The 24,337-nt window shown below is 42.4% G+C and carries 25 protein-coding genes; 15 read left to right on the forward strand and 10 right to left on the reverse strand.

Annotated elements, in window-relative coordinates; translation table 11 throughout:
- Nucleotides 1-225: 225 nt before the first annotated feature.
- From rsgA to IWX76_RS15315, 3 genes are read left to right on the forward strand one after another with little or no spacing between them, the layout of a single operon-like run.
- Entirely contained in the window at nucleotides 226-1,146 is a 921-nt protein-coding gene (gene rsgA / locus IWX76_RS15305) for a ribosome small subunit-dependent GTPase A (protein ID WP_196860900.1), read from the forward strand.
- Between the two features lie 15 nt (nucleotides 1,147-1,161).
- Nucleotides 1,162-1,614, forward strand: a complete 453-nt coding sequence (gene dtd / locus IWX76_RS15310) for a D-aminoacyl-tRNA deacylase (RefSeq protein ID WP_196860901.1) — start codon at nucleotides 1,162-1,164, stop codon at nucleotides 1,612-1,614.
- A complete protein-coding gene (locus tag IWX76_RS15315) occupies nucleotides 1,614-1,940 on the forward strand; it encodes a nucleotide pyrophosphohydrolase (RefSeq protein ID WP_196860902.1) in 327 nt (108 codons plus the stop codon). The genes dtd and IWX76_RS15315 overlap by 1 nt, the downstream gene beginning before the upstream one ends.
- Nucleotides 1,941-1,989: 49 nt before the next feature.
- On the opposite strand, the gene IWX76_RS15320 is transcribed toward IWX76_RS15315, so the two are convergent.
- From IWX76_RS15320 to rsmA, 4 genes are all read right to left on the reverse strand, one after another.
- Nucleotides 1,990-2,382: an HIT family protein gene (locus IWX76_RS15320; RefSeq protein ID WP_196860903.1), complete on the reverse strand. Its 393-nt coding sequence runs from the start codon at nucleotides 2,380-2,382 to the stop codon at nucleotides 1,990-1,992.
- Between the two features lie 14 nt (nucleotides 2,383-2,396).
- Nucleotides 2,397-2,870, reverse strand: a complete 474-nt coding sequence (gene greA, locus IWX76_RS15325) for a transcription elongation factor GreA (protein WP_196860904.1) — start codon at nucleotides 2,868-2,870, stop codon at nucleotides 2,397-2,399.
- A gap of 182 nt (nucleotides 2,871-3,052) precedes the next feature.
- Nucleotides 3,053-3,979, reverse strand: a complete 927-nt coding sequence (locus IWX76_RS15330; protein ID WP_196860905.1) for a 2-hydroxyacid dehydrogenase — start codon at nucleotides 3,977-3,979, stop codon at nucleotides 3,053-3,055.
- A gap of 2 nt (nucleotides 3,980-3,981) precedes the next feature.
- The gene (gene rsmA, locus IWX76_RS15335) at nucleotides 3,982-4,776 is read right to left on the reverse strand and encodes a 16S rRNA (adenine(1518)-N(6)/adenine(1519)-N(6))-dimethyltransferase RsmA (RefSeq protein WP_196860906.1); all 795 of its coding nucleotides are present in this window, start codon (nucleotides 4,774-4,776) and stop codon (nucleotides 3,982-3,984) included.
- A gap of 100 nt (nucleotides 4,777-4,876) precedes the next feature.
- On the opposite strand from rsmA, the gene pdxA reads away from it, so the two are divergent.
- The 12 genes from pdxA (at nucleotide 4,877) to IWX76_RS15395 (ending at nucleotide 17,537) form a co-directional block, all read left to right on the forward strand.
- On the forward strand, nucleotides 4,877-5,956 hold the full coding sequence (pdxA, locus tag IWX76_RS15340) for a 4-hydroxythreonine-4-phosphate dehydrogenase PdxA (RefSeq protein WP_196860907.1): 1,080 nt from the start codon (nucleotides 4,877-4,879) through the stop codon (nucleotides 5,954-5,956).
- A gap of 78 nt (nucleotides 5,957-6,034) precedes the next feature.
- Complete coding sequence (locus IWX76_RS15345) at nucleotides 6,035-6,568, forward strand: YceD family protein (RefSeq protein ID WP_196860908.1); 534 nt, start codon at nucleotides 6,035-6,037, stop codon at nucleotides 6,566-6,568.
- Nucleotides 6,569-6,586: 18 nt separating this feature from the next.
- Nucleotides 6,587-6,778, forward strand: coding sequence for a 50S ribosomal protein L32 (gene rpmF, locus IWX76_RS15350; protein ID WP_196860909.1), 192 nt, complete (start codon nucleotides 6,587-6,589; stop codon nucleotides 6,776-6,778).
- Between the two features lie 99 nt (nucleotides 6,779-6,877).
- On the forward strand, nucleotides 6,878-7,816 hold the full coding sequence (gene plsX / locus IWX76_RS15355) for a phosphate acyltransferase PlsX (RefSeq protein ID WP_196860910.1): 939 nt from the start codon (nucleotides 6,878-6,880) through the stop codon (nucleotides 7,814-7,816).
- A gap of 11 nt (nucleotides 7,817-7,827) precedes the next feature.
- Nucleotides 7,828-8,817 carry a beta-ketoacyl-ACP synthase III gene (locus tag IWX76_RS15360; RefSeq protein WP_196860911.1) on the forward strand — a complete coding sequence of 330 codons (990 nt, stop codon included), beginning with the start codon at nucleotides 7,828-7,830 and terminating at the stop codon, nucleotides 8,815-8,817.
- 68 nt (nucleotides 8,818-8,885) lie between these two features.
- Nucleotides 8,886-9,365 carry an acetyl-CoA carboxylase biotin carboxyl carrier protein gene (accB, locus tag IWX76_RS15365; RefSeq protein WP_196860912.1) on the forward strand — a complete coding sequence of 160 codons (480 nt, stop codon included), beginning with the start codon at nucleotides 8,886-8,888 and terminating at the stop codon, nucleotides 9,363-9,365.
- Nucleotides 9,366-9,402: 37 nt separating this feature from the next.
- The gene (gene accC / locus IWX76_RS15370; RefSeq protein WP_196860913.1) at nucleotides 9,403-10,743 is read left to right on the forward strand and encodes an acetyl-CoA carboxylase biotin carboxylase subunit; all 1,341 of its coding nucleotides are present in this window, start codon (nucleotides 9,403-9,405) and stop codon (nucleotides 10,741-10,743) included.
- An 82-nt stretch (nucleotides 10,744-10,825) separates the two neighbouring features.
- Nucleotides 10,826-11,710 (forward strand): twin-arginine translocase subunit TatC, encoded by an 885-nt coding sequence (tatC, locus tag IWX76_RS15375; protein ID WP_196860914.1) that lies wholly within the window; start codon nucleotides 10,826-10,828, stop codon nucleotides 11,708-11,710.
- A 17-nt stretch (nucleotides 11,711-11,727) separates the two neighbouring features.
- Complete coding sequence (gene rpiB / locus IWX76_RS15380) at nucleotides 11,728-12,162, forward strand: ribose 5-phosphate isomerase B (protein WP_196860915.1); 435 nt, start codon at nucleotides 11,728-11,730, stop codon at nucleotides 12,160-12,162.
- Nucleotides 12,163-12,203: 41 nt separating this feature from the next.
- The gene (locus tag IWX76_RS15385; protein ID WP_196860916.1) at nucleotides 12,204-13,799 is read left to right on the forward strand and encodes a M28 family peptidase; all 1,596 of its coding nucleotides are present in this window, start codon (nucleotides 12,204-12,206) and stop codon (nucleotides 13,797-13,799) included.
- A gap of 366 nt (nucleotides 13,800-14,165) precedes the next feature.
- Nucleotides 14,166-15,545, forward strand: coding sequence for a LutB/LldF family L-lactate oxidation iron-sulfur protein (locus tag IWX76_RS15390; RefSeq protein WP_196860917.1), 1,380 nt, complete (start codon nucleotides 14,166-14,168; stop codon nucleotides 15,543-15,545).
- Between the two features lie 15 nt (nucleotides 15,546-15,560).
- Nucleotides 15,561-17,537 carry an alpha-ketoacid dehydrogenase subunit alpha/beta gene (locus tag IWX76_RS15395; protein WP_196860918.1) on the forward strand — a complete coding sequence of 659 codons (1,977 nt, stop codon included), beginning with the start codon at nucleotides 15,561-15,563 and terminating at the stop codon, nucleotides 17,535-17,537.
- A gap of 18 nt (nucleotides 17,538-17,555) precedes the next feature.
- Here the strand turns inward: IWX76_RS15395 and IWX76_RS15400 are convergent, their stop codons facing one another.
- The 6 genes from IWX76_RS15400 to gcvH form a co-directional block, all read right to left on the reverse strand.
- Entirely contained in the window at nucleotides 17,556-18,170 is a 615-nt protein-coding gene (locus tag IWX76_RS15400; protein ID WP_334642056.1) for a sprT domain-containing protein, read from the reverse strand.
- 19 nt (nucleotides 18,171-18,189) lie between these two features.
- The gene (feoB, locus tag IWX76_RS15405) at nucleotides 18,190-20,307 is read right to left on the reverse strand and encodes a ferrous iron transport protein B (protein WP_196860919.1); all 2,118 of its coding nucleotides are present in this window, start codon (nucleotides 20,305-20,307) and stop codon (nucleotides 18,190-18,192) included.
- Nucleotides 20,308-20,312: 5 nt separating this feature from the next.
- Nucleotides 20,313-20,528 carry a FeoA family protein gene (locus IWX76_RS15410; protein ID WP_196860920.1) on the reverse strand — a complete coding sequence of 72 codons (216 nt, stop codon included), beginning with the start codon at nucleotides 20,526-20,528 and terminating at the stop codon, nucleotides 20,313-20,315.
- A 62-nt stretch (nucleotides 20,529-20,590) separates the two neighbouring features.
- Nucleotides 20,591-23,365: an outer membrane beta-barrel protein gene (locus IWX76_RS15415; protein WP_196860921.1), complete on the reverse strand. Its 2,775-nt coding sequence runs from the start codon at nucleotides 23,363-23,365 to the stop codon at nucleotides 20,591-20,593.
- A gap of 131 nt (nucleotides 23,366-23,496) precedes the next feature.
- Nucleotides 23,497-23,919, reverse strand: coding sequence for a VanZ family protein (locus tag IWX76_RS15420; RefSeq protein WP_196860922.1), 423 nt, complete (start codon nucleotides 23,917-23,919; stop codon nucleotides 23,497-23,499).
- Nucleotides 23,920-23,922: 3 nt separating this feature from the next.
- Nucleotides 23,923-24,303, reverse strand: coding sequence for a glycine cleavage system protein GcvH (gene gcvH / locus IWX76_RS15425; RefSeq protein ID WP_196860923.1), 381 nt, complete (start codon nucleotides 24,301-24,303; stop codon nucleotides 23,923-23,925).
- Nucleotides 24,304-24,337 lie beyond the last annotated feature (34 nt).

Here is a 24,337-nt window from a genome sequence, read left to right on the forward strand (position 1 = left end):
AGAGGAAGGTGCTTTTTGTGGTTACATTTATTTTGTTTTTTAAACCATTAGCTTACCTTCCTCCAAGATTCCCCGGTGGTGGTAATAATAATAATAATGGTTGAAAGGATATTATTCATCGTTGTACTTTATACACTAACTGTGCTAAGCGTAAAGTAAAGTTATATTTTTCTAAATACCAAATGATTATTAAAAAATATTAAATTGATACCTTTACCGCACAATATGCAAGGATTAGTAATAAAATCAACAGGGAGCTGGTATCAGGTACATGCAGAAGATGGCCAGGATTACGACTGCAGGATCAAAGGGAAGTTTAGGATTAAGGGTATTCAAACGACTAACCCCATTGCCGTTGGCGATCAGGTGGAGTTTGAAATGGAACCCAATGCCCCTACCGGGGTTATTCACAAATTATTGGACCGCAAGAACTACATCATTCGTAAATCCATCAATCTATCTAAACAAGCACAAATCATTGCTGCCAATTTAGATCAGGCCTATCTTATTGTTACCCTGGCCTCACCTAGAACCTCCTTAGGTTTTATTGACCGCTTTCTGGTGACTTCCGAGGCTTACCGCATTCCAACCATGTTGGTATTTAATAAACTTGATCTTTTTAGTGAGGAGGGACTGGAAATTCTGGCTGCTTACAAAAGCATTTACGAACAGCTGGGTTATCCTTGTTATGAAGTTTCTGCTTTGGAAGGAACCAATATCCCACAGATCGAAGCTTTACTTAAAGATAAAACCACCTTATTTTCGGGCCATTCGGGGGTAGGTAAATCCAGTCTGATCAATGTATTGTTACCGGGAAGAGATATCAAAACAGGTATCATTTCCGAATCCAGCGATAAAGGGCAGCATACCACCACCTTTGCCGAGATGCATACCTTACCATTTGGCGGTTACCTGATCGATACGCCCGGCATTAGGGAGCTTGGTATATTTGATATCAAACCAGAAGAATTAGGCCACTACTTCGTGGAAATGCGTGCCCTGATGAATAAATGCCGGTTTAACAATTGCAGGCATGTAAACGAACCCGGCTGTGCTGTTATCAAAGCCGTGGAAGATGAAGAAATTGCAGTTAGCCGATACGAAAGTTATTTAAGTATTTTTCATGGCAATGAAACCCGCGCCTAAAGCACAAATAATTTGATGAGAGCAGTTATACAAAGGGTAACACAGGCCGAATGCCGTGTAGATGACCAGGTAACGGGTGTTATTGAACAGGGTTTATTAGTATTGCTAGGCATTGAAGATGCCGATACCCTGGAAGACCTCGACTGGCTTGCACAGAAAATTGCAGCCATACGCATTTTTAGTGATGAGCAGGGACTTATGAACAAAGCACTGGCAGACATAGACGGAAACATTTTATTAATCAGCCAATTCACCCTCTTTGCGGCAACAAAAAAAGGCAACAGGCCTGGTTTTACCCGTGCAGCAAAACCTGATAAAGCGATCCCGATGTATGAGCAGATGATTAAAAAACTGAGCACATTACTACAAAAAGATATACAAACCGGAATATTTGGTGCCGATATGAAGATCAGCTTGCTGAACGACGGTCCGGTAACCATTACCATAGACACTAAAAACAAGGAATAATGACCATCAAAGAAGCACAGGAAACGGTAGACCAATGGATTACCACCACCGGCGTACGCTACTTTAACGAGTTGACCAACACCGCCATCCTGATGGAAGAAGTAGGTGAAGTGGCCAGAATCATGTCCAGAAAATATGGTGAACAAAGCTTTAAAAAGAGTGATGAAGCCGTAGACCTGGGTGATGAAATGGCTGATGTGTTATTTGTGCTGATTTGCCTGGCCAACCAAACCGGCATTGATCTTACCACTGCCCTGGAAAAAAATATGGTAAAAAAGAGTATCCGTGATGCCGACCGTCACCATAACAATGACAAGCTAAAATAAAAGGCCAGGCGTAAAACACCTGGCCTCCTATCCTTTACGCTAAAACAACTTAAAGTTCTGCTCTTATTTTTGCGGCAGCTTCTGCCAGCTGTTCCTCTGTTGGAGTTAACTTTTCCTTACTAAAGTTCATATCACTTACTGCATTCATTGGTATCAAATGGATATGCACATGTGGCACTTCCAGACCAATCACAGCCATCCCTACTTTTAGACATGGAAATGCCTTTTTAACCCCTCCGGCAACTATTTTAGCAAATAAGGTCAAGCCAAAATAGCTTTCCTCATCCATATCAAATAGGTAATCAATCTCTTTTTTAGGAATCACCAATACGTGACCCATGGTTAAAGGATTCACATCTAAAAACGCTAAAAACTCTGTCGTCTCTGCCACTACATGGGCCGGAACTTCACCACTAACAATCTTCGAAAATATAGTTGCCATCTGCTCTTGTTTACTTATCTGCTAATTTCTAACACCTCAAACTCAATTTTTCCTGCCGGAACCTGTATTTCGATTTTATCACCTACAGATTTCCCTAACAAACCCTGTGCTATAGGGGACTTTACGGAGATTTTACCCGTTTTCATATCGGCTTCCGACTCAGCTACCAATTGGTAAGTCATCATGGCGCCGTTTTTCACATTCTTTATTTTAACAATAGACAAAGCCAATACTTTAGTGGTATCCAACTTCGATTCATCAATCAGCCTGGCGGTCGAAAGCGTATTACTCAGCTTCGATATCTTAGCTTCATGTAAACCCTGCGCCTCTTTAGCTGCATCGTATTCTGCATTTTCAGAAAGATCGCCTTTATCCCTTGCTTCTGCTATCGCCTTTGAGATGAGCTGCCTTCCGGTGGTTTTCAAATAATGTATCTCTTGCTTTAGTTTATCTAAACCTTCTTGCGTATAATACGTTACCTCTGTCATAGCTCAATTAATTTTATATTACAAATATTTTTGTTCTGTTAATTTTTCCGAAATTATCATTCGGATTTGTCTTAAATACAAACAAGACTATACCGGCCATAAGCCAACATAGTCTTGCTTCGAATTCAAACGAAGATAGTAGCCAATTATTACAAAAGCAAATATTTAAGCTGGAAATATCTTTATAAAGCGGCTAATTTTTGAGCCAGCACCTCAGATATTTTTCGGTAAGAATCAATGGTCCAGCCGCCCACATGTGGTGTTAGTATCACCTGGTCTGTAGCCATTAATTCTTCATACCAATCCTGTGCAGCAAGTGCCGGAAATTTCTCCACTTCTAGCACGTCTAAGCCGGCGCCTAATATGCGCTGGGCCTTGATGGCAGATAATACGGCACGGGTATTCACCACTTCACCTCTAGCGGTATTGATAAAAAATATGGGTTTTTTAAAGTGAAACAGGTACTCTTCATCCACCAGTTGCCTGGTCTCCGTCGTGAGTGGAATATGTAAGCTCAGCACATCGCTGTGTTTCACAATTTCTTCCATACTTACCTCCTTTGCATAAGCATCAGAGAAGCCTGTTTTATATTTATCGTAGGCAATCACGTTGACCTCAAAACCGGCCAGTTTCTTTGCAAAACTTTGACCCATAAATCCGTAACCTATAATACCTACGGTTTTGCCTTTCAACTCCCATCCGCGACTACCTTCACGGTCCCAGATTCCATGACGGATCTTAGCGCCGGCACTTTGGAATTTATTCATTAAGGCCAGCAGCAGTCCGGTGGCATGTTCGCCCACGGCATCGCGGTTACCCTCAGGGGCATTAATTAAGGTAATGTTTTTTGACAGGGCATAAGCCTGATCAATATTATCCAGTCCTGCACCTGCCCTGGCTACAAACTTCAGTAAAGGAGCAGCATCCATTAATTCCTGGTCTATCCTAAACTTGGTTCGCACCGCTATACCGGTATAGTCGCCAATCACTGCCATCGTTTCTTCGCGGCTAATTGTTGGCCGGTCGTCTACCTCATAGCCTAAAGCCTGGGCCTGTGTTTTAAAAATGGGATGAAGGTCGTCAACAATTAATATCTTAGGAGCAGCCATAATTATTGTTCAGCAAGCTTATTTAAATGGGTAAGGTGTTGGGTTAAAGCAACAAAATCAGCCACGCTCAGCTGTTCCGCTCTTTTATCAAAGAATGGATGATCATCCATTCGGTCTTTTGATATCGTGCCCGATAGTGCGTTTCTTAATGTTTTTCTTCTTTGGTTAAAACCGCCTTTTACCGTACGCCAGAATAATTTCTCATCACATGGCAACTCAACCGTTTTATTCCTTGATAAACGAATCACACCGGAGTTTACCTTAGGTGGCGGATTAAACGTTCCTGGTTTTACCGAAAACAGGTATTCAATATCATAATAAGCCTGGATTAATACACTCAGTATACCATACTCCTTACTTCCTTCTTTGGAGGCACAACGCTCTGCCACTTCTTTCTGGAACATGCCCACCATTTCTACCACCTGGCTGCGGTGTTCCAGTATCTTAAATAAAATCTGTGAAGAAATATTATAAGGGAAGTTACCAATGATGGCAAATTTACCAGAGAAAACAGTCTGTAAGTCTAGCTTCAGAAAGTCGCCATTGATCAAACGTTCGCCCACCTGCGGGTATTTATCCTTCAGGAAATTGTAAGATTCTACATCAATATCGATCATAAAAGTCTCCAGGTCTTCACGGGCAAGAAGTATATCAGTAAGAATTCCCATTCCCGGTCCAACTTCCAGCACTTGTTTGTACTGGTCGGTATGCACCAGGCCATTGACAATCTTTCCTGCAATGTTTTTATCCGTTAAAAAATGTTGTCCTAAATGTTTTTTTGCCCTAACCAAACTCATGCTTTCCTGATCTAAGCACGCAAAATAAGCAAAGTTTTACCAGTATCGGACTAACATTATTGTTAAAATCTTGTATTTTGCGCTAAATTCTATTTTGAACATGAGCAATAAAATTAAAATAGGGATAAGTATTGGTGACGTTAATGGTATTGGTTTAGAGGTCATTCTCAAAACTCTAGCTAACAACGCCATCCTTGATTACTGCACCCCTATTGTATATGGACATACTAAAGTAGCTTCTTATCACCGCAAAGCCCTGGGTTTACCCGATTTAAACTTCCATGTAGCGGCAAGCGCCAGTGCAGCAAACCCGAAAAAAGCAAACATGATTAATTGCTGGGAAGAAGATGTCAAAATCGAGCTGGGTACTTCGACGGAAACCGGCGGTAAATACGCACTATTATCTTTAGAAAAAGCTACTGAAGATTTGATCAGTGGTGAAATTGATGCACTGGTTACCGCACCCATCAATAAATTCAATATCCAATCGGATACCTTTAAATTTCCCGGACATACTGAATATTTGCAGGAACGCAGCGGCAGTGCCGATGTACTGATGTTTCTGATTAGCGAAGAGCTTAAAATAGGTGTGGTTACGGGGCACATCCCAGTAAAGGATGTAGCAACCACCATCACGAAGGAATCCATTATTCAGAAGTTAAAAATGATTAATGAGAGTCTGAAAAAAGACTTCTGGATCGAAAAACCAAAAATTGCGGTATTGGGTTTAAATCCACATGCTGGCGACAATGGTTTACTGGGTAAGGAAGAGCAGGAAATTATTATTCCCGCTATACACGAAGCCTTTGATAAGGGCATCATTTGTTTTGGTCCATACCCTGCCGATGGCTTCTTTGGAAATGGCACCTTCAAACAGTTCGATGCCGTGCTGGCCATGTACCATGACCAGGGTTTAGTGCCTTTTAAAACCATTGCTTTTAGCACAGGCGTTAATTATACTGCCGGACTGAAAGTGGTGCGCACCTCTCCTGACCACGGAACAGGTTATGACATTGCGGGTAAGAACCTTGCCGACCCTACATCCTTCATTGAAGCGGTTTTTGCAGCCACACATATTGTTAAAAACAGAAGAGAACAGGAGAGCTTGTTGCGCGGACAATTGCGAAGCGGAGGCAAAATCATTGAAACTGCTTCGGACGTGAAAGACGACGCAAATTAATAGTGCTAAACATTTTATAAATTCATTTTATAAATGTTAAAATAATTCATACATTTGCGGGCTAAAATTTTGTTACAATTGAAACCATTAAAACAATTTTCAATCCCCTTTACCGGCTTAAAAATTGGCAAACATCAATTTGAGTTTGACATTGATAACAGCTTTTTTGATGCCTTTGAGTATGCTTTAATAAAAAAAGGCAACTTAAAAGCAACGGTAGAGTTAGACAAACAAGAAACAATGCTAATTTTGCAAATCCAGATTGATGGAACAGTAAAATTAGATTGCGACAAATGTTTAGCAGAATTTAATGCCCCTATAGCAATTAAGGAGCGTCAAATTGTTAAGTTTGCCGACGAAGGCGAAGAAAGTGATGATCTGGAGATCATACTGTTGAATAAAAAAGAAAGTAGTATCGATATCGCAGCAATTCTTTACGAATTGATCAGCGTTTCAGTACCTTTTATTAAGATATGCGAAGAGAATGGGGATGGCCAGGCTTGCGATCAAGAGATGATTGCCAAACTGGATGAACTAGCCTACGGCGCAGAACAAAAAGAAGAAACAAAAAATGAAGACCCACGGTGGGCAGCATTAAAAAAATTAAAATAATAATTAAACAAATTAGTAATGGCACATCCAAAACGCAAGATTTCTAAAAGTAGAAGAGACAAAAGAAGAACACACTATAAAGCAGAAGCTCCTTCTCTGGCTACTTGCCAAACCACTGGCGCAATACACGTGCCTCACCGTGCTTATAACGTTGATGGTAACTTGTACTACAATGGCAAATTAGTTATTGAAAACACCTCTATAGGTTAACTTTCTTGAAAAATAGTTTGTGTTTTGCTGGTGTTTAAGTTTACCTTAGACAATCAAAAAAATGCAATTAATGCTGATTACACAAACTGATTTTTTACTATGAGAATAGGTCTCGATATAATGGGCGGAGACTATGCTCCCAAAGCAAACGTTTTGGGAGCAATAGCTGCTCATCAATTACTATCGCCTGGAGAACATTTGGTTCTGATTGGCGATACACAGCAGATTAAACCTTTACTTTCTGAACAAGGATTCAACCCGGATCATTTCGAATACGTTCATACTGACGAAGTCATCGGTATGGGCGATCATGCCACAAAAGCAATCCTTCAAAAACCAAATTCAAGTATTTCCGTTGGATTCAACTTACTTAAAGAAGGTAAGCTGGATTCCTTTGCCAGTGCCGGTAATTCTGGCGCTATGCTTGTTGGTGCGGTATTAAGTGTAAAAACATGTACCAACGTACTTAGGCCTTGTCTCACCAGTTTTGTTCCAAAGCTTGATGGCGGCATAGGTCTGATGGTGGATGTTGGTGCTAATGCCGACTGCAAACCCGACTTTCTATTACAATTTGGTATCCTTGGTGCTCTCTATTTAGAAACCGTGATGCAGGTGGAAAGACCTAAAGTCGCGCTCATGAATTTAGGCGAAGAAGATAAAAAAGGCAATGCATTAAGTCTGGCCGCTTTCCCCTTACTGAAAGAAAGTTCACTGATTAACTTTGTCGGAAATATTGAAGGTAGAGATTTGTTTAATAAAAAGGCTGATGTGATTGTATGTGACGGTTTTACCGGAAACATCATGCTTAAACTCGCCGAATCTTTCTACGTGCTTACCATGAAAAAAGGCTTTAAAGATGAATTCTTCGATCGCTTTAATTACGAAAACTACGGCGGAAGCCCGGTGTTAGGTGTTAACGCACCCGTTATTATTGGTCATGGAATATCTAGCCCACTGGCAGTCAAAAACATGGTCATGCAGTCCAGAGATATGATTACCACAGGTCTTGTAGGCAAAATACAAGACGCTTTTAAATAAAAACACTAAAAATGAGCAAAGTTCAGGCCGCGATCACAGCGGTTAATGGTTACGTTCCAGAATATGTTTTAACTAATAAGGAACTGGAATCAATCGTGGAGACCACAGATGAGTGGATCACCTCCAGAACAGGAATCAAGGAGCGCCGGATTCTAAAAGAAGAAGGTTTAGGCACCTCAGATATGGCTGTTCATGCCGTTAATGGCTTATTAAAAAAACGTGGAATCAGCGCCGATGCAATCGAGCTGATTATTTTTTGCACCACAACCCCCGACATGCAATTTCCTGCCACAGCAAATATACTTGCCGATAAAATTGGTGCTGTAAACGCATGGGGCTATGATTTGCAAGCCGCTTGTTCGGGTTTTATTTTCGGACTGGCTACTGCATCTCAATTTATTGAATCAGGTAAACATAAAAACGTATTGGTTGTTGGCGGCGATAAAATGTCGTCCATCATCAATTACGAAGACCGTACCACTTGCATCATTTTTGGCGACGGCTGTGGAGCGGTATTGTTAGAAGCCAATGAAGAAGGAAACGGAATCATCGACTCCATTTTACGTACTGACGGGTCAGGAAGAAATCACCTGAACCTGAAAGCGGGAGGCTCGGTCACGCCGGCATCTCACGAAACCATCGATAACCACGAACATTTTGTACACCAGGAAGGCCAGGCGGTTTTTAAATTTGCCGTGACCAACATGGCCAATGTAGCCGCAGAAATCATGGAACGTAATCACCTGAGTGCTGATGATGTAACCTGGCTGGTACCTCACCAGGCGAATAAAAGAATCATCGATGCCACAGCACACCGCATGGGCCTTGGCACAGAAAAGGTAATGATCAACATTGAAAAATATGGTAATACCACCAATGGAACCATCCCCCTTTGTTTATGGGAATGGGAAAGTCAGCTTAATAAGGGCGATACCCTTATCCTGGCCGCTTTCGGTGGTGGCTTTACCTGGGGATCCATTTACTTGAAATGGGCATATTAATTTTATCTAATAAAATAATCTTAACTTAGTATTATCTAAGGAAATACATCTTTTTAAAATCACATAAAATGGATATTAAGCAAATTCAGGAACTTATAAAGTTTGTTTCTCGTTCAGGCGTAAATGAAGTCGCCATCGAGCAAGTAGACTTCAAGATCACCATTAAAACCAACCAAACGCCCACTGTTATTACCACTACCGTTCCTGCTCCAGTAGCAGCGCCAGCAGCAGTATTACCAGCAGCGGCAGCAGCGCAACCTGCAGTGGTGGAGAACAAACCAGAAGCAAAACTGGAAGATGATTCGAGATACGTGACCATCAAATCACCAATGATCGGAACATTCTACCGTTCGTCTAGTCCTGATAAACCTTCTTTCGTAAACGTTGGCGATGAATTCCCATCAGGTAAAGTAATCTGTATCATCGAAGCCATGAAATTATTCAATGAAATTGAAAGTGAAATTTCAGGAAGAATAGTAAAAGTACTTGTTGATAATGCATCACCAGTAGAATACGACCAACCGTTATTTTTAGTAGAACCTATGTAATATTTGCCTTTGGGTAAATCATTATCTAATCAATTATATGTTTAAAAAAATATTAATTGCCAACAGGGGCGAAATTGCTTTGCGTATTATACGTACCTGTAAGGAAATGGGGATCAAAACTGTTGCAGTTTATTCTACTGCCGACAGAGAAAGCCTGCATGTTCGCTTCGCTGACGAGGCTGTTTGTATTGGACCGCCACCAAGTAAAGATTCCTATTTAAGCATTCCCAACATTATCTCTGCAGCTGAATTAACCAATGCTGATGCGATACACCCGGGATACGGTTTCTTATCAGAGAACGCAAAATTCTCTTCGGTATGCCGTGATTATGGAATTAAATTTATTGGTGCTACTCCAGAGCAAATCAACTCCATGGGTGATAAGGCTTCGGCTAAAGAAACCATGAAAAAAGCAGGCGTGCCTACTATTCCTGGTTCCGAAGGTTTGTTAACCAGCGTAAAAGAAGGTATACAAATTGCGAATGAAATGGGTTATCCGGTTATCCTGAAAGCAACTGCCGGTGGTGGTGGCCGTGGGATGCGCGTGGTTTGGAAAGATGAAGACTTCGAAAATGCATGGGACAGTGCCCGTCAAGAATCTGGTGCTGCTTTTGGTAACGATGGCTTGTACCTTGAAAAATACATCGAAGATCCACGTCATATCGAGATCCAGATTATCGGTGATCAATATGGTAAGGCTTGTCACTTATCAGAACGTGACTGCTCTATACAGCGTCGTCACCAGAAACTGGTTGAAGAAGCACCATCTCCTTTCATGACGCCTGAATTAAGGGAAAGAATGGGCGATGCAGCCATCAAAGGTGCAGTTGCCGTTCAATATGAAGGTGCCGGTACCATCGAATTTTTGGTCGATAAACACCGCAACTTCTATTTCATGGAAATGAATACCCGTATCCAGGTAGAACACCCGGTTACAGAAGAGGTAATCAATTACGATTTAATCAAAGAGCAAATTAAAGTAGCTTCAGGCATCCCTATTACTGGTAAAAACTATTTACCACATATGCATGCCATAGAATGCCGGATCAATGCGGAAGATCCATTTAACAACTTCCGCCCTTGTCCGGGAAGAATTACCAATTTCCACTCTCCGGGTGGTCATGGGGTACGTGTAGATACACATGTATATGCAGGTTACCAAATTCCTTCCAACTATGATTCCATGATTGCAAAACTGATTTGCGTGGCCCAAACCCGCGAAGAAGCCATCAGCACCATGGAACGTGCTTTAAGTGAATTTGTGATTGAAGGCGTTAAAACTACCATCCCTTTCCACTTGAAATTAATGAAGGACCCTAACTTCCGTGCAGGTAATTTTACTACCAAATTCATGGAAACCTTCGTATTCACAGAATAATAAAAAACTATTTGTAATATTTAAAACGTAAATACCATTCTAATAGAACAGAATGGTATTTTTGTTTTAACAAGCAATTTACATGAGTGAGAATAAAACGCAGAATCTAATCGATTCCATTAAAAATAAAGGTAAAGCTATCGAAACGGAAATGTCTTTCTTTGACCACATTGATGTGTTAAGAAAACATTTATTGCGGGCCCTCCTGGTTACAGTCATCTTCACCGCGCTTGCCTTCTATTTCTACGAGTTCATCTTTGAAACCGTTATCATGGGGCCTAAAAAGCCAGATTTCTGGACGTATAGAATGATGTGCAACCTGGTAGATCGTTTCCCTTCCCTCGGTTCAGACTTTTGTATTACCCAAATCAACGGTAAAATTATCAACACCGAAATGGCCGGTCAGTTTACCCTGCAAATTAACTCCTGTATTATGGCAGGTATCGTTTTTGCCGTGCCTTACCTCCTGTTCGAATTGTGGTTGTTTATTAAACCTGCCCTGCACGATAGTGAACGCAAGTCAGCCAGTGGGTTCGTCTTTTTCTCCTCCCTATTGTTCATCATCGGTATCCTGTTTGGATATTTCATCATTTGTCCGCTGTCTATTAACTTCCTTACCAATTTCTCGGTCAGCAAGGAAATCGAAAACACCTTTACCATCACCTCTTACCTATCGTCGGTAGCCACCTTAACCATCGGTACCGGTATCATCTTCGAATTGCCGGTTGTCATTTACATCTTGTCGAAATTTGGCATCATGACCCCAGCATTTATGCGGGCCAGCAGAAGGTATGCAGCAGTACTTATTTTAGTCATCGCAGCCATTGTTACCCCTACACCTGATATGATTACCATGTTGGTGGTGGCCTTCCCACTTTTTATTTTATACGAACTGAGTATTTTTATCTCTGCCTACATTGAGAAAAAAAGAAATAAAGCCGTGTTTGGCACAGAAACCCAACCTTAAACTTTAGATCACTACACATGTCAACATCCATCAAAATAGCCATCGGCTCCGACCATGCCGGTTTCGAATACAAAGAAATGCTCAGGGATTTTTTATCTGCCTATGAGCTGACCGACTTTGGTACCTACACACCTGATTCGGTTGATTACCCCGACTTTGCACACCCTGTTGCAGAAGCGGTAGAAAGCAATGAAGCTACCTTCGGCATTCTGGTATGCGGCAGTGCCAATGGTGTAGCCATTACGGCCAATAAACACCAGGGTATCCGTGCAGCCATCTGCTGGCAGACCGAAATTGCCGAATTGGCCAGGAAACATAACAATGCGAATATATTGTGTATTCCAGCACGGTTTATTTCAGAAGAACTGGCCAAAGAAATCACCACCCTCTTTTTAAATACTGAATTTGAAGGTGGCCGACATGGCACCCGTGTAGGGAAAATGTCTTGTTAACGAAAACTTATTACTATTCTAAACATAACTGAAAACTATTCATGAACAAACACTTTATTTACACCAGTCTGGTGTTATTTCTAGGCCTTAATGCTTGCGCTCAAGACAAAACGGCCATCAAATTTAGCAAGACCATTACCAAGGAAAATGCCTACAAACATTTGTCGGTATTGGCTTCTGATGAGTATGAAGGTAGAGAGACAGGTAAAAAAGGCGCCTTTATGGCGGCTGAATATATAAAAAATCATTTCAAAGCTTTAGGCTTAAAAGCACCAGTAAATGGCAGTTACTACCAGCCTGTAGACCTGGCCACCAATAACCTGGTACAAAGCATTGTGACCATCAATGGCGAAGCCAAAGAATTGCTGAAAGATTTTATCATTACGCCGGGAAGCGTATCGGGAGAGGGTTTTACGTTTAACAACAAACCTGTGCTTTTTGCTGGTTATGGCGTAAACAAAGATGGCTACAATGACTTCGCAGGACAAGACCTGAAAGATAAGGTAGTCATGATATTGGGTGGTGCTGCACCTGCCGATCGCAATGAAATGCGTCAAAGAATGCTGGCACAACGCGAGCAAGTGAAATTTCTTGCCGATAACCAGGCTGCTGCGCTTGTGATCGTAGATCCTTCATTGGATACCTACACAGAGCAAACTAAAGAACGTTACCACAACGGCGAAGGCCGTCTGGTAATGAAAACAGCAAGTTACCTGAAAGAACAAGCCAACGCCAAAAGCTTACCGGTTATTACCGTTTCGACTAAAACTGCCAATGAAATTTTAAAAGAAGGTGGCAGTACCGTTGCTGCTTTAGAGAAACTACTAAAAGAAACTAAAAAACCAGCTACTAAAGTAATCGACGTTGCTTTTTGTGCTTCAGCAGTACGTAAAGAGGTGCCAATCCGTGCAGAGAACGTATTGGGCTTTTTAGAAGGTTCAGATCCTAAATTGAAAGAAGAAGTACTAGTGATCACCGCTCACTACGACCACATTGGTTTAACTGAATCTGGTGAAGATAAAGTAAACAATGGTGCAGATGATGACGGATCAGGAACTTCAGCGGTATTGATGTTAGCCGAAGCTTTTGTTAAAGCTAAAAAAGCTGGTAAAGGACCAAAAAGAAGTATTTTGTTCATGACGGTTATCGCCGAAGAAAAAGGTCTATTAGGTTCTGAATGGTATTCTGAAAACCCAATTTTCCCATTAAAAAACACAGTAACCAATTTAAATATCGATATGATTGGTCGTGTAGATGCGGACCATGCCAATAACCCTGATTATATTTATATTATCGGTTCTGACATGTTAAGTTCTGACTTGAATAAATTGGGTATCAAAGCCAATGACGATTATGTGAAAATGGACCTGGATATGCGTTACAACAACCGCACAGACCCTAACCGTTTCTACTACCGTTCAGACCACTATAATTTCGCTAAACACGATATTCCGGTGATCTTTTATTTCAACGGTGTACACCCGGAATACCATGCTCCAGGTGATGAAATTGAGCTAATTGATTTCCCAATGATGGCCAGAAGAGCACAATTGGTGTATTTTACCGCATGGGAAATAGCGAATGCTGCTAAACGCCCAGTGGTTGATAAAAACGAAGACGGAACACCAAGAAAATAATTTTAGAACATCTTTTAAAAGGGGTGCCGCTGGAGATCAGCGGCACCCCTTTTTTATTTTACGGTAAAATAGGATTTTGTACAACCAGTTCAGGACTAAAAAATCATTACCTTTTCTGCCCCAGATATAAGGGCTTTAGAAGGGGGTTGGAAGGGCCTTTGAAGGGCCTCCAAACGGCTACAGCCCTTCAAATACCCTTATAACGCCGGGTTAACACCCCTGTACCGATCGCTTACCTGGTAATCAAACGAAAATTCCAGCTCGCACCTAGGACGCTTGTTACCTCCTGAGAAACCTCGCTTCCCGCTAAATTTGCAATAAACGTGATTTTATTTTTTGGTGCAGGCTAAATATTTATATTTGAACATGATGAAAACTGCAGAAGATTTTTTGGTAAAGGCTGATGAAAAGGCTTTTGATCTCGACCATCGTACCATTATCAATCATAATATTGGTAAATACAACGTTGCAGTAGCCCGCGGACTATCAAAATTCGAGAACCTCGAAAATTCTAAAAAGAAGGCTAACGTCATCAAATGGAGGGTAATGGAAAACCTGGATAAGCATTTACCAGAGTTTGAAGCTAATTTCCAGCGTAAAGGCGGCAAGGTAATTTGGGCCAATGATGTGGAAGAAGCCCAGCGCGAAATCCTGAACATCATCAAGAAAGCAGGTGGCACATCGGTGATCAAATCGAAGTCTATGACCACCGAAGAGATCCACTTAAATGATTTCCTGGAAAAAAATGGCATCGAATCACTGGAAAGCGATTTAGGCGAATACATTGTGCAGCTATTGGGTCAGGCACCCTATCACATCGTTACGCCGGCCATGCATTTAAGTAAAAAAGACATCGCGAAGCTTTTCCATGAACACTTTGGCACCCCTCTGGACGCCACACCCGAACAACTGACACAAAAAGCACGCGAACTTTTGCGCGAGAAATATTTAAGCGCTTCTGTAGGCATAACTGGAGGTAATTTTTTAATTGCCGATACCGGAAGTATTGCGTTGACAGAAAATGAAGGGAATGCACGATTGTGTACCACTTTCCCTAAAATACATATTGCCATTGTAGGCATCGAAAAAATCATTCCTTCGATGGCCGACCTCGACTTGTTCTGGCCATTACTGGCTAGTCATGGTACCGGACAAAACTTAACGGTATACAACACCATTTTAAGCGGCCCAAGGCAGCCCCGGGAAACCGATGGACCGGAAGAGATGTATGTAATTCTGCTGGATAACGGCCGCACCAACCTGCTTGCCCAAAAAGAGCAACGCCAGGCCTTGTACTGCATCCGTTGCGGTGCCTGCCTCAATGCATGCCCCGTGTATAAAAACATCGGTGGACACACTTACGACACTACCTACAGCGGCCCGATTGGTTCCATGATCACCCCGCATTTAAAAGGGATGAAGGAATTCAAACACCTGAGTTACGCCTCCACCCTGTGTGGAAAGTGTACAGAGGTATGCCCGGTAAAAATCGACATCCACAAGATGTTGCTGGCCAACCGCAGAGATGCTGTTGCAGCACATGAAAACACGAAAGCAGAAGCCTTCGGCTGGAAGATCTGGAAAAAAGGCATGGCCAAAAGATCCATGATGGATATGTTTGGCGGCAAGATGAAAAACTTTTTTCTGAAATTACTTTTCAAAAAAATATGGGGAAAATACCGCGAGATGCCCGTAGTAGCACCAAAATCTTTCTCCAAGCAATACGAGGAGAGCAAAAAAGTTTAACCTAACCCTGTATCCATGCGCTTTGACAGAAAAGATAAAGACAATCGTACTTTATTAAATTTGTATAAACAGCTGCTCTATCCTCGCTTAATTGAGGAAAAGATGCTGATCCTGCTTCGCCAGGGGCGCATTGGAAAATGGTTTTCCGGTATTGGCCAGGAAGCCATTGCCGTGGGCAGCACCTTGGCCATGGACGCAGGCGACTATATCCTGCCCATGCACCGCAACCTGGGTGTTTTCACCTCGCGTGGTGTGCCCCTGTGGAAACTGATGGCACAATGGCAAGGCAAAGTGACCGGCTTTACCAAGGGCCGTGACCGCTCCTTTCATTTTGGTACACAAGAACACAAAATCGTAGGCATGATATCGCACCTGGGGCCGCAACTGGCACTGGCCGATGGCATGGCCCTTGCCGACCTCCTGGCGGGGAAACCTGGTGTTACTTTAGCCTATACCGGCGAAGGAGCCACCAGTGAAGGCGATTTCCATGAAGCCCTCAACGTGGCTTCCGTATGGAACTTACCCGTCATCTTTTTAATCGAAAACAATGGCTACGGCCTCTCCACCCCTACTTCAGAACAATACCGCTGTAAAAACCTGGTAGACCGTGCCCTGGGTTACGGCATGGAAGGCCTGCAAATCGATGGCAATAACATCCTGGAAGTTTATGACACCCTCAGCGAGGTGGCCGAACGACTAAGAAAAAACCCTAAACCGGTACTGATCGAATGTTTAACCTTCCGCATGCGGGGCCATGAAGAAGCTTCGGGCATTAAATACGTGCCGCCACATTTACTGGAGACCTGGGAGAAAAAAGACCCCGTGAAAAACTTTGAGGCTTATCTGTACGAGCAAGGCATTTTATCAGATGCCCTATGCGAGGACTTAAAAACTGGCTTTAAAAAACAGATTGATCAGGATGTGGAGCTTGCTTTCTGCGAAGAAGAACCACAGGCCGATCCGCAGCGCGAAACGGCAGATATGTTTTTCCCCTACCTACAGCAAGTCAAAACACCAGAGGGCCCAAGTAAAGAAATGCGTTTTCTGGATGCCATTAGTGAGGGACTGAAGCTGGGGATGGAACAATACCCAAACCTGGTGCTCATGGGCCAGGACATTGCCGCTTATGGTGGTGCCTTTAAGATTACGGCAGGCTTTAGTGATACTTTTGGTACCCAAAGGGTGCGCAATACCCCAATTTGCGAATCAGCCATTGTAGGCGCTGCTTTAGGTTTATCCATCAAAGGGTATAAATCGGTGGTGGAAATGCAATTCGCCGATTTTGTTACCTGTGGTTTCAACCAGATTGTTAATAATTTAGCAAAAACACATTACCGCTGGGGCGAAAAAGCTGACGTAGTCATCAGGATGCCTACCGGTGCGGGTACGGGTGCAGGCCCTTTCCACTCTCAAAGTAATGAGGCCTGGTTTACCAAAACGCCAGGTTTAAAGGTGGTGTACCCTGCTTTCCCATATGATGCCAAAGGATTGCTGCTGGCGGCCATTGAAGATCCTAATCCGGTGATCTATTTCGAGCATAAATCACTGTACCGCAGCCTGAGTGGCCAGGTGCCAGAGGGCCATTATACGCTGAAAATTGGCGGGTCACAGGTAATCCGTGAGGGCACAGGTTTTTGTATCCTTACTTATGGTATGGGTGTGCACTGGGCGCTGAGTTTCATTAACCAGTATCCCGAGCTATCGGTGTACCTGCTTGATCTTTACAGCTTACAGCCATGGGACAAAGAAGCGGTGTTTAAAGCGGTAAAGGCAACCGGAAAAGTGGTGATCTTACATGAAGATACCCTGAGTTCAGGTTTTGGTGCCGAGCTTTCAGCATGGATCGCTGAGCATTGTTTTGAGTATTTAGATGCTCCTGTGATGCGATGCGCGAGTCTGGATACGGCCATACCCATGAACAAAACCCTGGAAGAAAGTTTCCTCGCTAAAAGCCGTCTTCCAGATACGGTAGAAAGATTACTGAATTATTAAGCATAATTACTGGATGATTTAAGAACCGGTAGGTGCCAGTAACACTTCGGCAAGGGGACTAAACAAATACACATGCCCGTTATCTAAACAAGTGCAACGGTAACGTTTACGCAGGCGCTCCCCTTTTTTAAATTTACGCCCATCCTTAATGGTAAACACGGTATGTAGGGGAATCTCTTCCAGGCGGGAACCGCTACTGGCTTGGTCGTATTTTTTCAAGGCTCGTGACAACTGTAAATCAGTACAACTGGATGCAGAAGGATTATGGAGGTACAGGCTAATGGCCTGCTGTATATCGTCGGGAAAGATTTGCTGTTCCAGGAAGGGATGCATCATTCTTTTGAAATTATGTTTCCACTCCCTGCCATGCGGTTTCACTTTATTCTTATGGTCGTTCCAGGTAAGCAAGTGTGCAAACTCATGCACGGTAGTGACCAGAAAGGCATAAGGGTTCATATCATTGTTCACAGAGATCTTGTGCCCGGCGCCCAGGTATGGATGCCGGTAATCGCCTAATTTAGTGCGTCGCCCTTTGGCAATTTTAAACTCACATTGGAAATAATCAATCCAGCGTGCGATCACCGGAGCCGCAGCAGGCGGCATGTATTGGGCGAGTACCTGATCTTTTTCCACAAGAACGAAGATAAAGCTTTTATTTGAGCAATTGGTAGGCGATTAAACTCGCCACATAGGCCAAAACCGTCATGTAAACCACCTGTATCATTGGCCATCGCCATGACTTGGTTTCACGGTACACCACGGCCACAGTACTCATACATTGCATGGCAAAAGCATAAAACAACATCAGCGAGAAACCTGTGGCAAAGGTAAACACCTTTAAGCCAGTTTGTGAATTGGTAGCCGCTTCCATTTTACCACGAATGGTGTCCACATTCTCATCACCACCTTCTACACTATAAATGGTGGCCATGGTTCCCACAAAAGCTTCACGGGCCGCAAAAGAGGTAATCAATGCAATACCAATCTTCCAGTCAAAACCCAAAGGGCGAATGGCGGGTTCAATGGCATGACCCAAAATACCTGCATAAGAGTTTTCCAGACGCTCGGCCGAATGGTCCCGCTCCAGCGTGCTGATGCGCACACTATCCTGTCCTGCTTCTATTTCAGCATATTTTTTGTCTATGGCTTCAAAACGGCTTGGCGGACCATAAGTGGCCAGCACCCACAACACAATGGAAATGGCAATAATAACTTTACCGGCTTCCACCACAAAAGTTTTCGACTTTTCGTACATGGTATACACCACATTTTTCCAACGAGGCATGCGGTAAACCGGCAGCTCCATAATAAAGTAAGATTTCTCTTTAGCCTTGATCAGGAATTTCATCACAAAAGCCACAATCACCGCAGCAAAAATGCTGATCAGGTACATGCCCATTAGCGTTAAACCCTGCAGGTTAATAAAGCCAAACAGATGCTCTTTAGGAATAATCAGCGAAATTAATAACGTATATACTGGTAAACGTGCAGCACAACTCACCAGTGGTGCCACCATAATGGTAATAATACGGTCTTTCCAGCTTTCAATGTTCCTGGCACTCATAATAGAGGGCACTGCACAAGCCAGACTCCCAATCATGGGTACCACAGATTTACCACTCAGGCCAAATTTGCTCATGATTTTATCCATCATAAACGTAACCCTTGCCATGTAACCTGTGTCTTCCAGTATGGAGATAAAAGCAAATAATATCGCAATTTGTGGGATAAAAATTACCACCCCGCCTAAACCAGCCAGGATCCCGTCGAGAAAAAGATCTGTTAACAAACCCTCGGGCAGGTGAGCATGACCATATTCCGTTAACCAGGCAAAACTGGTTTCAATAAGGTCCATGGGGTATGTAGACCAGGAAAATATGGCATTAAAGATGAAAAACAGGATAAAGATAAAAATGGCAAAACCCCAAATCTTATGGGTAAGTACGGAATCAATTTTATCGCTGAAACCAAATTTACGTGCGGCACCGGTATCTTTAATGACCCCCGTAAGGATGGTGCTCAGGTAGCGGTAACGGGAAATGGTTTCGGCAGCCTGTTGTTTAGATGATTCAAATTCAGCCTGGACTTTAATTTTGTCCAGTTCCTGATGAACCCCTAAAGGGATATTAGAAATGTGCTGGTGTTGGTGTAACATCTGCAGCGCATAATATTCATTATCAGCGTTTAACAGGCCCTGTGCAGCGGTAATCGCATCAGGTGCCAGTACGCTCACATCGGCACCCGCAAGCTGGGTAGCCATGGTACTCCTGTTAACAATGGCATTTTTTAATTCATCTAAGCCGCTGTTACCGCGGGCAGAAATGGCAACTACCTGTATACCCAGTCTTTGGGCAAGCAGGTTCACATCTATTTCCAGGCCTTCTTTTTTGGCCATGTCCATCATGTTGAGCACCAGGATTACTGGTAACCCCAGGTCGGCCACCTGTGAATATAATAAAAGGTTACGTCTCAGGTTGGTCGCATCAGCCACTAATACAACCAGATCTGGGTGTACGGGGTTTTGTTTATCGGCTAAAGCCTGAAAAACAATGCTTTCATCCTTGCTTTTCGGGTATAAGCTATACGTACCCGGCAGGTCAATAATTTCTGCAGCCTGTTTATTGGGTAGTTTACAGTAACCAATTTTTTTGTCGACAGTAATACCAGGAAAGTTCCCTATTTTTTGGTGGAGTCCAGTTAATAAATTAAACAGTGTTGATTTCCCAGTATTCGGATTCCCAACCAGGGCAATTTTTAAAGCAGCTACCAAATCTTTTACGAAATTATAATCATGGATGCTTCGTCTTTACGCAGACAAAGTTGATAACCAGCAACGCGTATGGCCATAGGATCTCCCAGTGGAGCAAAGCGTTCTACCTCGACTGTTTCGCCTGGTAAACAACCCATTTCCATTAGTTTTACAGACATTTCCAAATCGGTAAATGCCACGATAGTTCCAGTTTCTCCCTTACCCAGTTGCGATAGTTTCATTATCTATATTTTTCCGCAAATTACCCTTTATTTATAATAATTCCAAATAATTAAGGCTTATCCTACATTCTCATGCGTCCACCCGGACGACCTCCCTGACCCTGTGGTGCGCCATCAATGTTCTTTCCACCAATCCGGTTTAAGGAATAGGTAAAGGAAACCATGTAGTAACGTTTTAACACATTGTAATTCAAGTCGGTAATGGTATTATTATTCGATGTACGTAAAATCCCCTGATTTTGATTCAGGATATCGTTCACAGCAAACTTCAGCGTTCCTTTATTTTTAAAAAACTGTTTGCTCACAAACGAATTTAACAAAGTGTAATTGGTATCAAAAGCTTCTCCCCTGCCTGTATTCTGGAAATAGTCAACATCAGCTGCTATACGAATATCGCCTGGCAAAAGGTAACTAATGTCTAAGGTCGGGCTCAGCGTGTAATAGGTTGTATTTTGATTAGGGTTTGCCGAGTAGGTACTGCGGTTCATAGTCCCGTTGATGCCTGCGGTAAAGTCAATTTTGTCGAATACCGATACCAGCTTATAACCATTGGTGATGCTGTAATCATTAGAAATGTTTTCGATGGAATTGGTAAAGTTAACCCCTCGGCCATATGAACCATTTAAGTTAATGTTCAGGTTCAATTTATTACCTGTAATTAAGGGTAAACCTACATATGAACCAGCATTTACCTGGAACACGCCTTTTACGTTAACCGGCAATACCGCAATTTTACCATTTCTGGTCGAATCAGGATCATTGGCAATCAGCGTACTGTTGTTACCAAAAGCGTTGATGGTTTGATTGGCATTCACAAATACAAAGAGTGAACGGTAATTGGCAAAGTCGAAGTTATTATAAAAGACACTTAAATTATTGGTAAAAGATGGTCTTAAATTAGGGTTACCCACCGGGATCGTTTGTGTATCGGTATTATCCGGAATCGGCTGGATTTGTGAAATGCTTGGCTGTTGTGTATTACCACGGTAGTTGATTCTTAAACGTTTGCTGTTGCTAAATGTATAACGGAATTGCGCACTTGGGGTCAGGTTGTAAAAATCCTGGTTAATGATGTTACCTGTGGTAATGTTTGCGTTTTCACGATCGGTATGCTGCACGGCCAAACCTGCATTCCATGTGTATTTTTTAGCCGTTTTATTAAAGCTGAAACCCACCGCATTGGTTAAAGTGGTGTTTTCGTAGGTATTGCTATAGGTATCATCAATCTGGTCATACCTTGACGTAACCGGGTTAAAGTTATAGGTAAAACGTTCCGAATCTGAGAAGTTGTAACGGTTCTCATAGTTCAGTTCCAGACTTAAAGTTTTCGATAATGGTTCAGTATACACTAACCTGGAAGTATTGCTAATGGTTTTGCTTTCCGAATCGTTAAACTGGTCGGTGAATTCCTGAGAAGTACCCAAAGAGTTAGTGGTAAAATTCTGTATAGCGTTGTAGTTTTCTGAATCGCTTTGGTTAAAGCTGGTGTTAACGTTTAAAGACAGCGTACGGCCTCTGCGCAAAAACTTCTTTCTGATCAATAAGTTGTTACCAAAAGAAGGTGTAGAAGAGTTGGTTTTAAACACCTGGTCACCAATGGTTTCAGAATTTGCAAAGTTGTTCACATAATCACTGTTTCTGATTAAATCCGTATTGGTCAGGCTGAAATTAGGCTGCACCTTAATGGACGTGGTGGAGTCAATTTTAGTATCAAGCAAGAAATTAAAACGATGATTTGTACGCTCGGTAGTACTGTTTAAGTTATTGGCAAAGGTAGTGGTTGTATTTCCCAATAAGTTTTGACGCAGACTTTGTTGTTCGTTAAATAAGGACGTATTGTTAAAGAAATAACTGGCGTTAATTTCTGTTTTATTTTTAAAGATATTGGCATAGTTTAAACCTGCAGCGTTCGTAGTGGTAATGCCTTGCTGGCCCCCGCCGTCACCACCCATTCGCATTCTTCCGCCACCACCGCCGCCGCCGCCGAAGTTTTGTTTGTTTACATTATTAAACTGTGCCACTACCGACATTTGTTGATCGCCATTAAATTTATTGACGTTTACATTGACATCGTGACGGTCGTCAGATCCATAACCGATACTGCTGTTTCCAAAAATACCGTTCTTTTTATCTTTTTTGGTGGTGATGTTGATGACTTTTTCGCGGTTGCCATCGTCGACACCGGTAAACTGCGATTGCTCAGACATTTGGTCGATCACCTGGATCTTGTCAATCATATCGGCAGGCAAGTTCTTAGTGGCTAATAATGGGTCATTGCCAAAAAACTCCTTACCATCAACCTTAATCCTGGTAATGGCTTCGCCCTGTGCTTTTATAGAACCGTCTTTTGCCACTTCCACGCCGGGAAGTTTCTTCAACACATCCTCCACCACGGCATTTTCACGCACCCTGAAAGAGCTTGCATTAAACTCAATGGTATCTTTTTTAACATTCACCGGTGGGGCATCACCCACAATTTCTACAGTGTTCAGGTCGAGGCCTGAATTTTCCATTTCCACCGCACCCAATTGAACAGGGGCGCCATTGGCGGTAAAATCTTTTGTGGTGCTTTTTAAACCCAGATAAGCTACATACAGGCGGTAGTTACCAGATTTTAATCCATTCACCGTAAACGAACCATCCTTTTCGGTATTGGTTGTTCCCACCACACTGGAATCCTGAAGGCTCCTGATGGCAACCGTGGCATAATCAATCGGAAGTTTATCCTTCGCATTCAATATTTTACCTGAAACTGTAGTGGTCGTTTGAGCCTGTGCAAATGCAGCCAGGGTGATGAGCAGAAAAAAGGTAAAGCCTGCGGTAAAAGTTCTTATCATAAAAATGTGGTATCGGATTATTTTAGTGGTATAGACGCCAGAACAGGCGGAAAGATTAATGCTACTTATTAATTAATAAGTAACATTTTAAATACAAGAAATAAGGGGATTATAAAGGCAGGAGGAAATGATCAGGATTTTACGACATCACCTTTATTATTTTTGCCATAATCGGCCAAATGGAGCACCACATAACTGAAAACGCCCATCATTACGCCGAGCATGTCGCTGGCAAAATCCCACAATTCGGCAGAGCGATAAGGGAAAAATAGCATTTGTACCACTTCGATGGCAGCCCCAATAGAAGCGGTAACCAGAATAATTTTAAATATGGTGACAATGCTGAAACGGTAGTGATGCTGGTACCTGATTTTACCAAAGAAAAGCAGGATGGTTAATACATAGAAAAAGCCCAGGTGCACCATTTTATCAAAACCTTCAAAAAAAAAGCCAGAACTCCCAGAGTCTGGCATTTTCATGCAACAAAGTATTAAAATAAATATAGACCAGGCAATTGCCCAGCCCTGGTACTTTAATGCTTTAAATAAATTCATCTATTAAGCGCCAACTAAGGTTTGGTAAGCAGCTGCATCAAGTAATCCGTCAACACTAGCTACATCAGCAAGGGTTACTTTTACCATCCATCCATCACCATATGGATCAGAATTCACCAATTCAGGATTATCGTTTAAAGCAGCATTCACTTCATTGATGGTACCTGTTACCGGCATAAACAAATCAGATACTGTTTTAACAGCCTCCACAGATCCAAAAACTTCATCTTGTTCTACTTCATCACCCACAGTATTGATGTCGATGTAAACGATGTCGCCTAATTCACGTTGTGCGAAATCAGTGATTCCTATTACAGCTTCGTTACCTTCTACACGAACCCACTCGTGGTCTTTAGTATATTTTAATTCTGATGGAAAATTCATTCTTTTCTATTTTAGTTGCCAAAGTTAATTATTC

Source organism: Pedobacter sp. CAN_A7 (assembly GCF_015752175.1).
Taxonomy (GTDB): domain Bacteria; phylum Bacteroidota; class Bacteroidia; order Sphingobacteriales; family Sphingobacteriaceae; genus Pedobacter.

Excerpts from the sequence above, each read along its gene's own strand:
- rpmF (WP_196860909.1), top strand. The coding sequence starts at position 6,587 with ATGGCACATCCAAAACGCAAGATTTCTAAAAGTAGAAGAGACAAAAGA.
- IWX76_RS15410 (WP_196860920.1), bottom strand. The coding sequence starts at position 20,528 with ATGAAACTATCGCAACTGGGTAAGGGAGAAACTGGAACTATCGTGGCA.
- rpiB (WP_196860915.1), top strand. The coding sequence starts at position 11,728 with ATGTCAACATCCATCAAAATAGCCATCGGCTCCGACCATGCCGGTTTC.
- accC (WP_196860913.1), top strand. The coding sequence starts at position 9,403 with ATGTTTAAAAAAATATTAATTGCCAACAGGGGCGAAATTGCTTTGCGT.
- rsmA (WP_196860906.1), bottom strand. The coding sequence starts at position 4,776 with ATGAGTTTGGTTAGGGCAAAAAAACATTTAGGACAACATTTTTTAACG.
- IWX76_RS15315 (WP_196860902.1), top strand. The coding sequence starts at position 1,614 with ATGACCATCAAAGAAGCACAGGAAACGGTAGACCAATGGATTACCACC.
- IWX76_RS15320 (WP_196860903.1), bottom strand. The coding sequence starts at position 2,382 with ATGGCAACTATATTTTCGAAGATTGTTAGTGGTGAAGTTCCGGCCCAT.
- accB (WP_196860912.1), top strand. The coding sequence starts at position 8,886 with ATGGATATTAAGCAAATTCAGGAACTTATAAAGTTTGTTTCTCGTTCA.
- IWX76_RS15385 (WP_196860916.1), top strand. The coding sequence starts at position 12,204 with ATGAACAAACACTTTATTTACACCAGTCTGGTGTTATTTCTAGGCCTT.
- pdxA (WP_196860907.1), top strand. The coding sequence starts at position 4,877 with ATGAGCAATAAAATTAAAATAGGGATAAGTATTGGTGACGTTAATGGT.
- IWX76_RS15420 (WP_196860922.1), bottom strand. The coding sequence starts at position 23,919 with ATGAATTTATTTAAAGCATTAAAGTACCAGGGCTGGGCAATTGCCTGG.
- tatC (WP_196860914.1), top strand. The coding sequence starts at position 10,826 with ATGAGTGAGAATAAAACGCAGAATCTAATCGATTCCATTAAAAATAAA.
- IWX76_RS15360 (WP_196860911.1), top strand. The coding sequence starts at position 7,828 with ATGAGCAAAGTTCAGGCCGCGATCACAGCGGTTAATGGTTACGTTCCA.
- greA (WP_196860904.1), bottom strand. The coding sequence starts at position 2,870 with ATGACAGAGGTAACGTATTATACGCAAGAAGGTTTAGATAAACTAAAG.
- plsX (WP_196860910.1), top strand. The coding sequence starts at position 6,878 with ATGAGAATAGGTCTCGATATAATGGGCGGAGACTATGCTCCCAAAGCA.
- IWX76_RS15330 (WP_196860905.1), bottom strand. The coding sequence starts at position 3,979 with ATGGCTGCTCCTAAGATATTAATTGTTGACGACCTTCATCCCATTTTT.
- gcvH (WP_196860923.1), bottom strand. The coding sequence starts at position 24,303 with ATGAATTTTCCATCAGAATTAAAATATACTAAAGACCACGAGTGGGTT.
- rsgA (WP_196860900.1), top strand. The coding sequence starts at position 226 with ATGCAAGGATTAGTAATAAAATCAACAGGGAGCTGGTATCAGGTACAT.
- IWX76_RS15390 (WP_196860917.1), top strand. The coding sequence starts at position 14,166 with ATGATGAAAACTGCAGAAGATTTTTTGGTAAAGGCTGATGAAAAGGCT.
- dtd (WP_196860901.1), top strand. The coding sequence starts at position 1,162 with ATGAGAGCAGTTATACAAAGGGTAACACAGGCCGAATGCCGTGTAGAT.
- IWX76_RS15395 (WP_196860918.1), top strand. The coding sequence starts at position 15,561 with ATGCGCTTTGACAGAAAAGATAAAGACAATCGTACTTTATTAAATTTG.
- IWX76_RS15415 (WP_196860921.1), bottom strand. The coding sequence starts at position 23,365 with ATGATAAGAACTTTTACCGCAGGCTTTACCTTTTTTCTGCTCATCACC.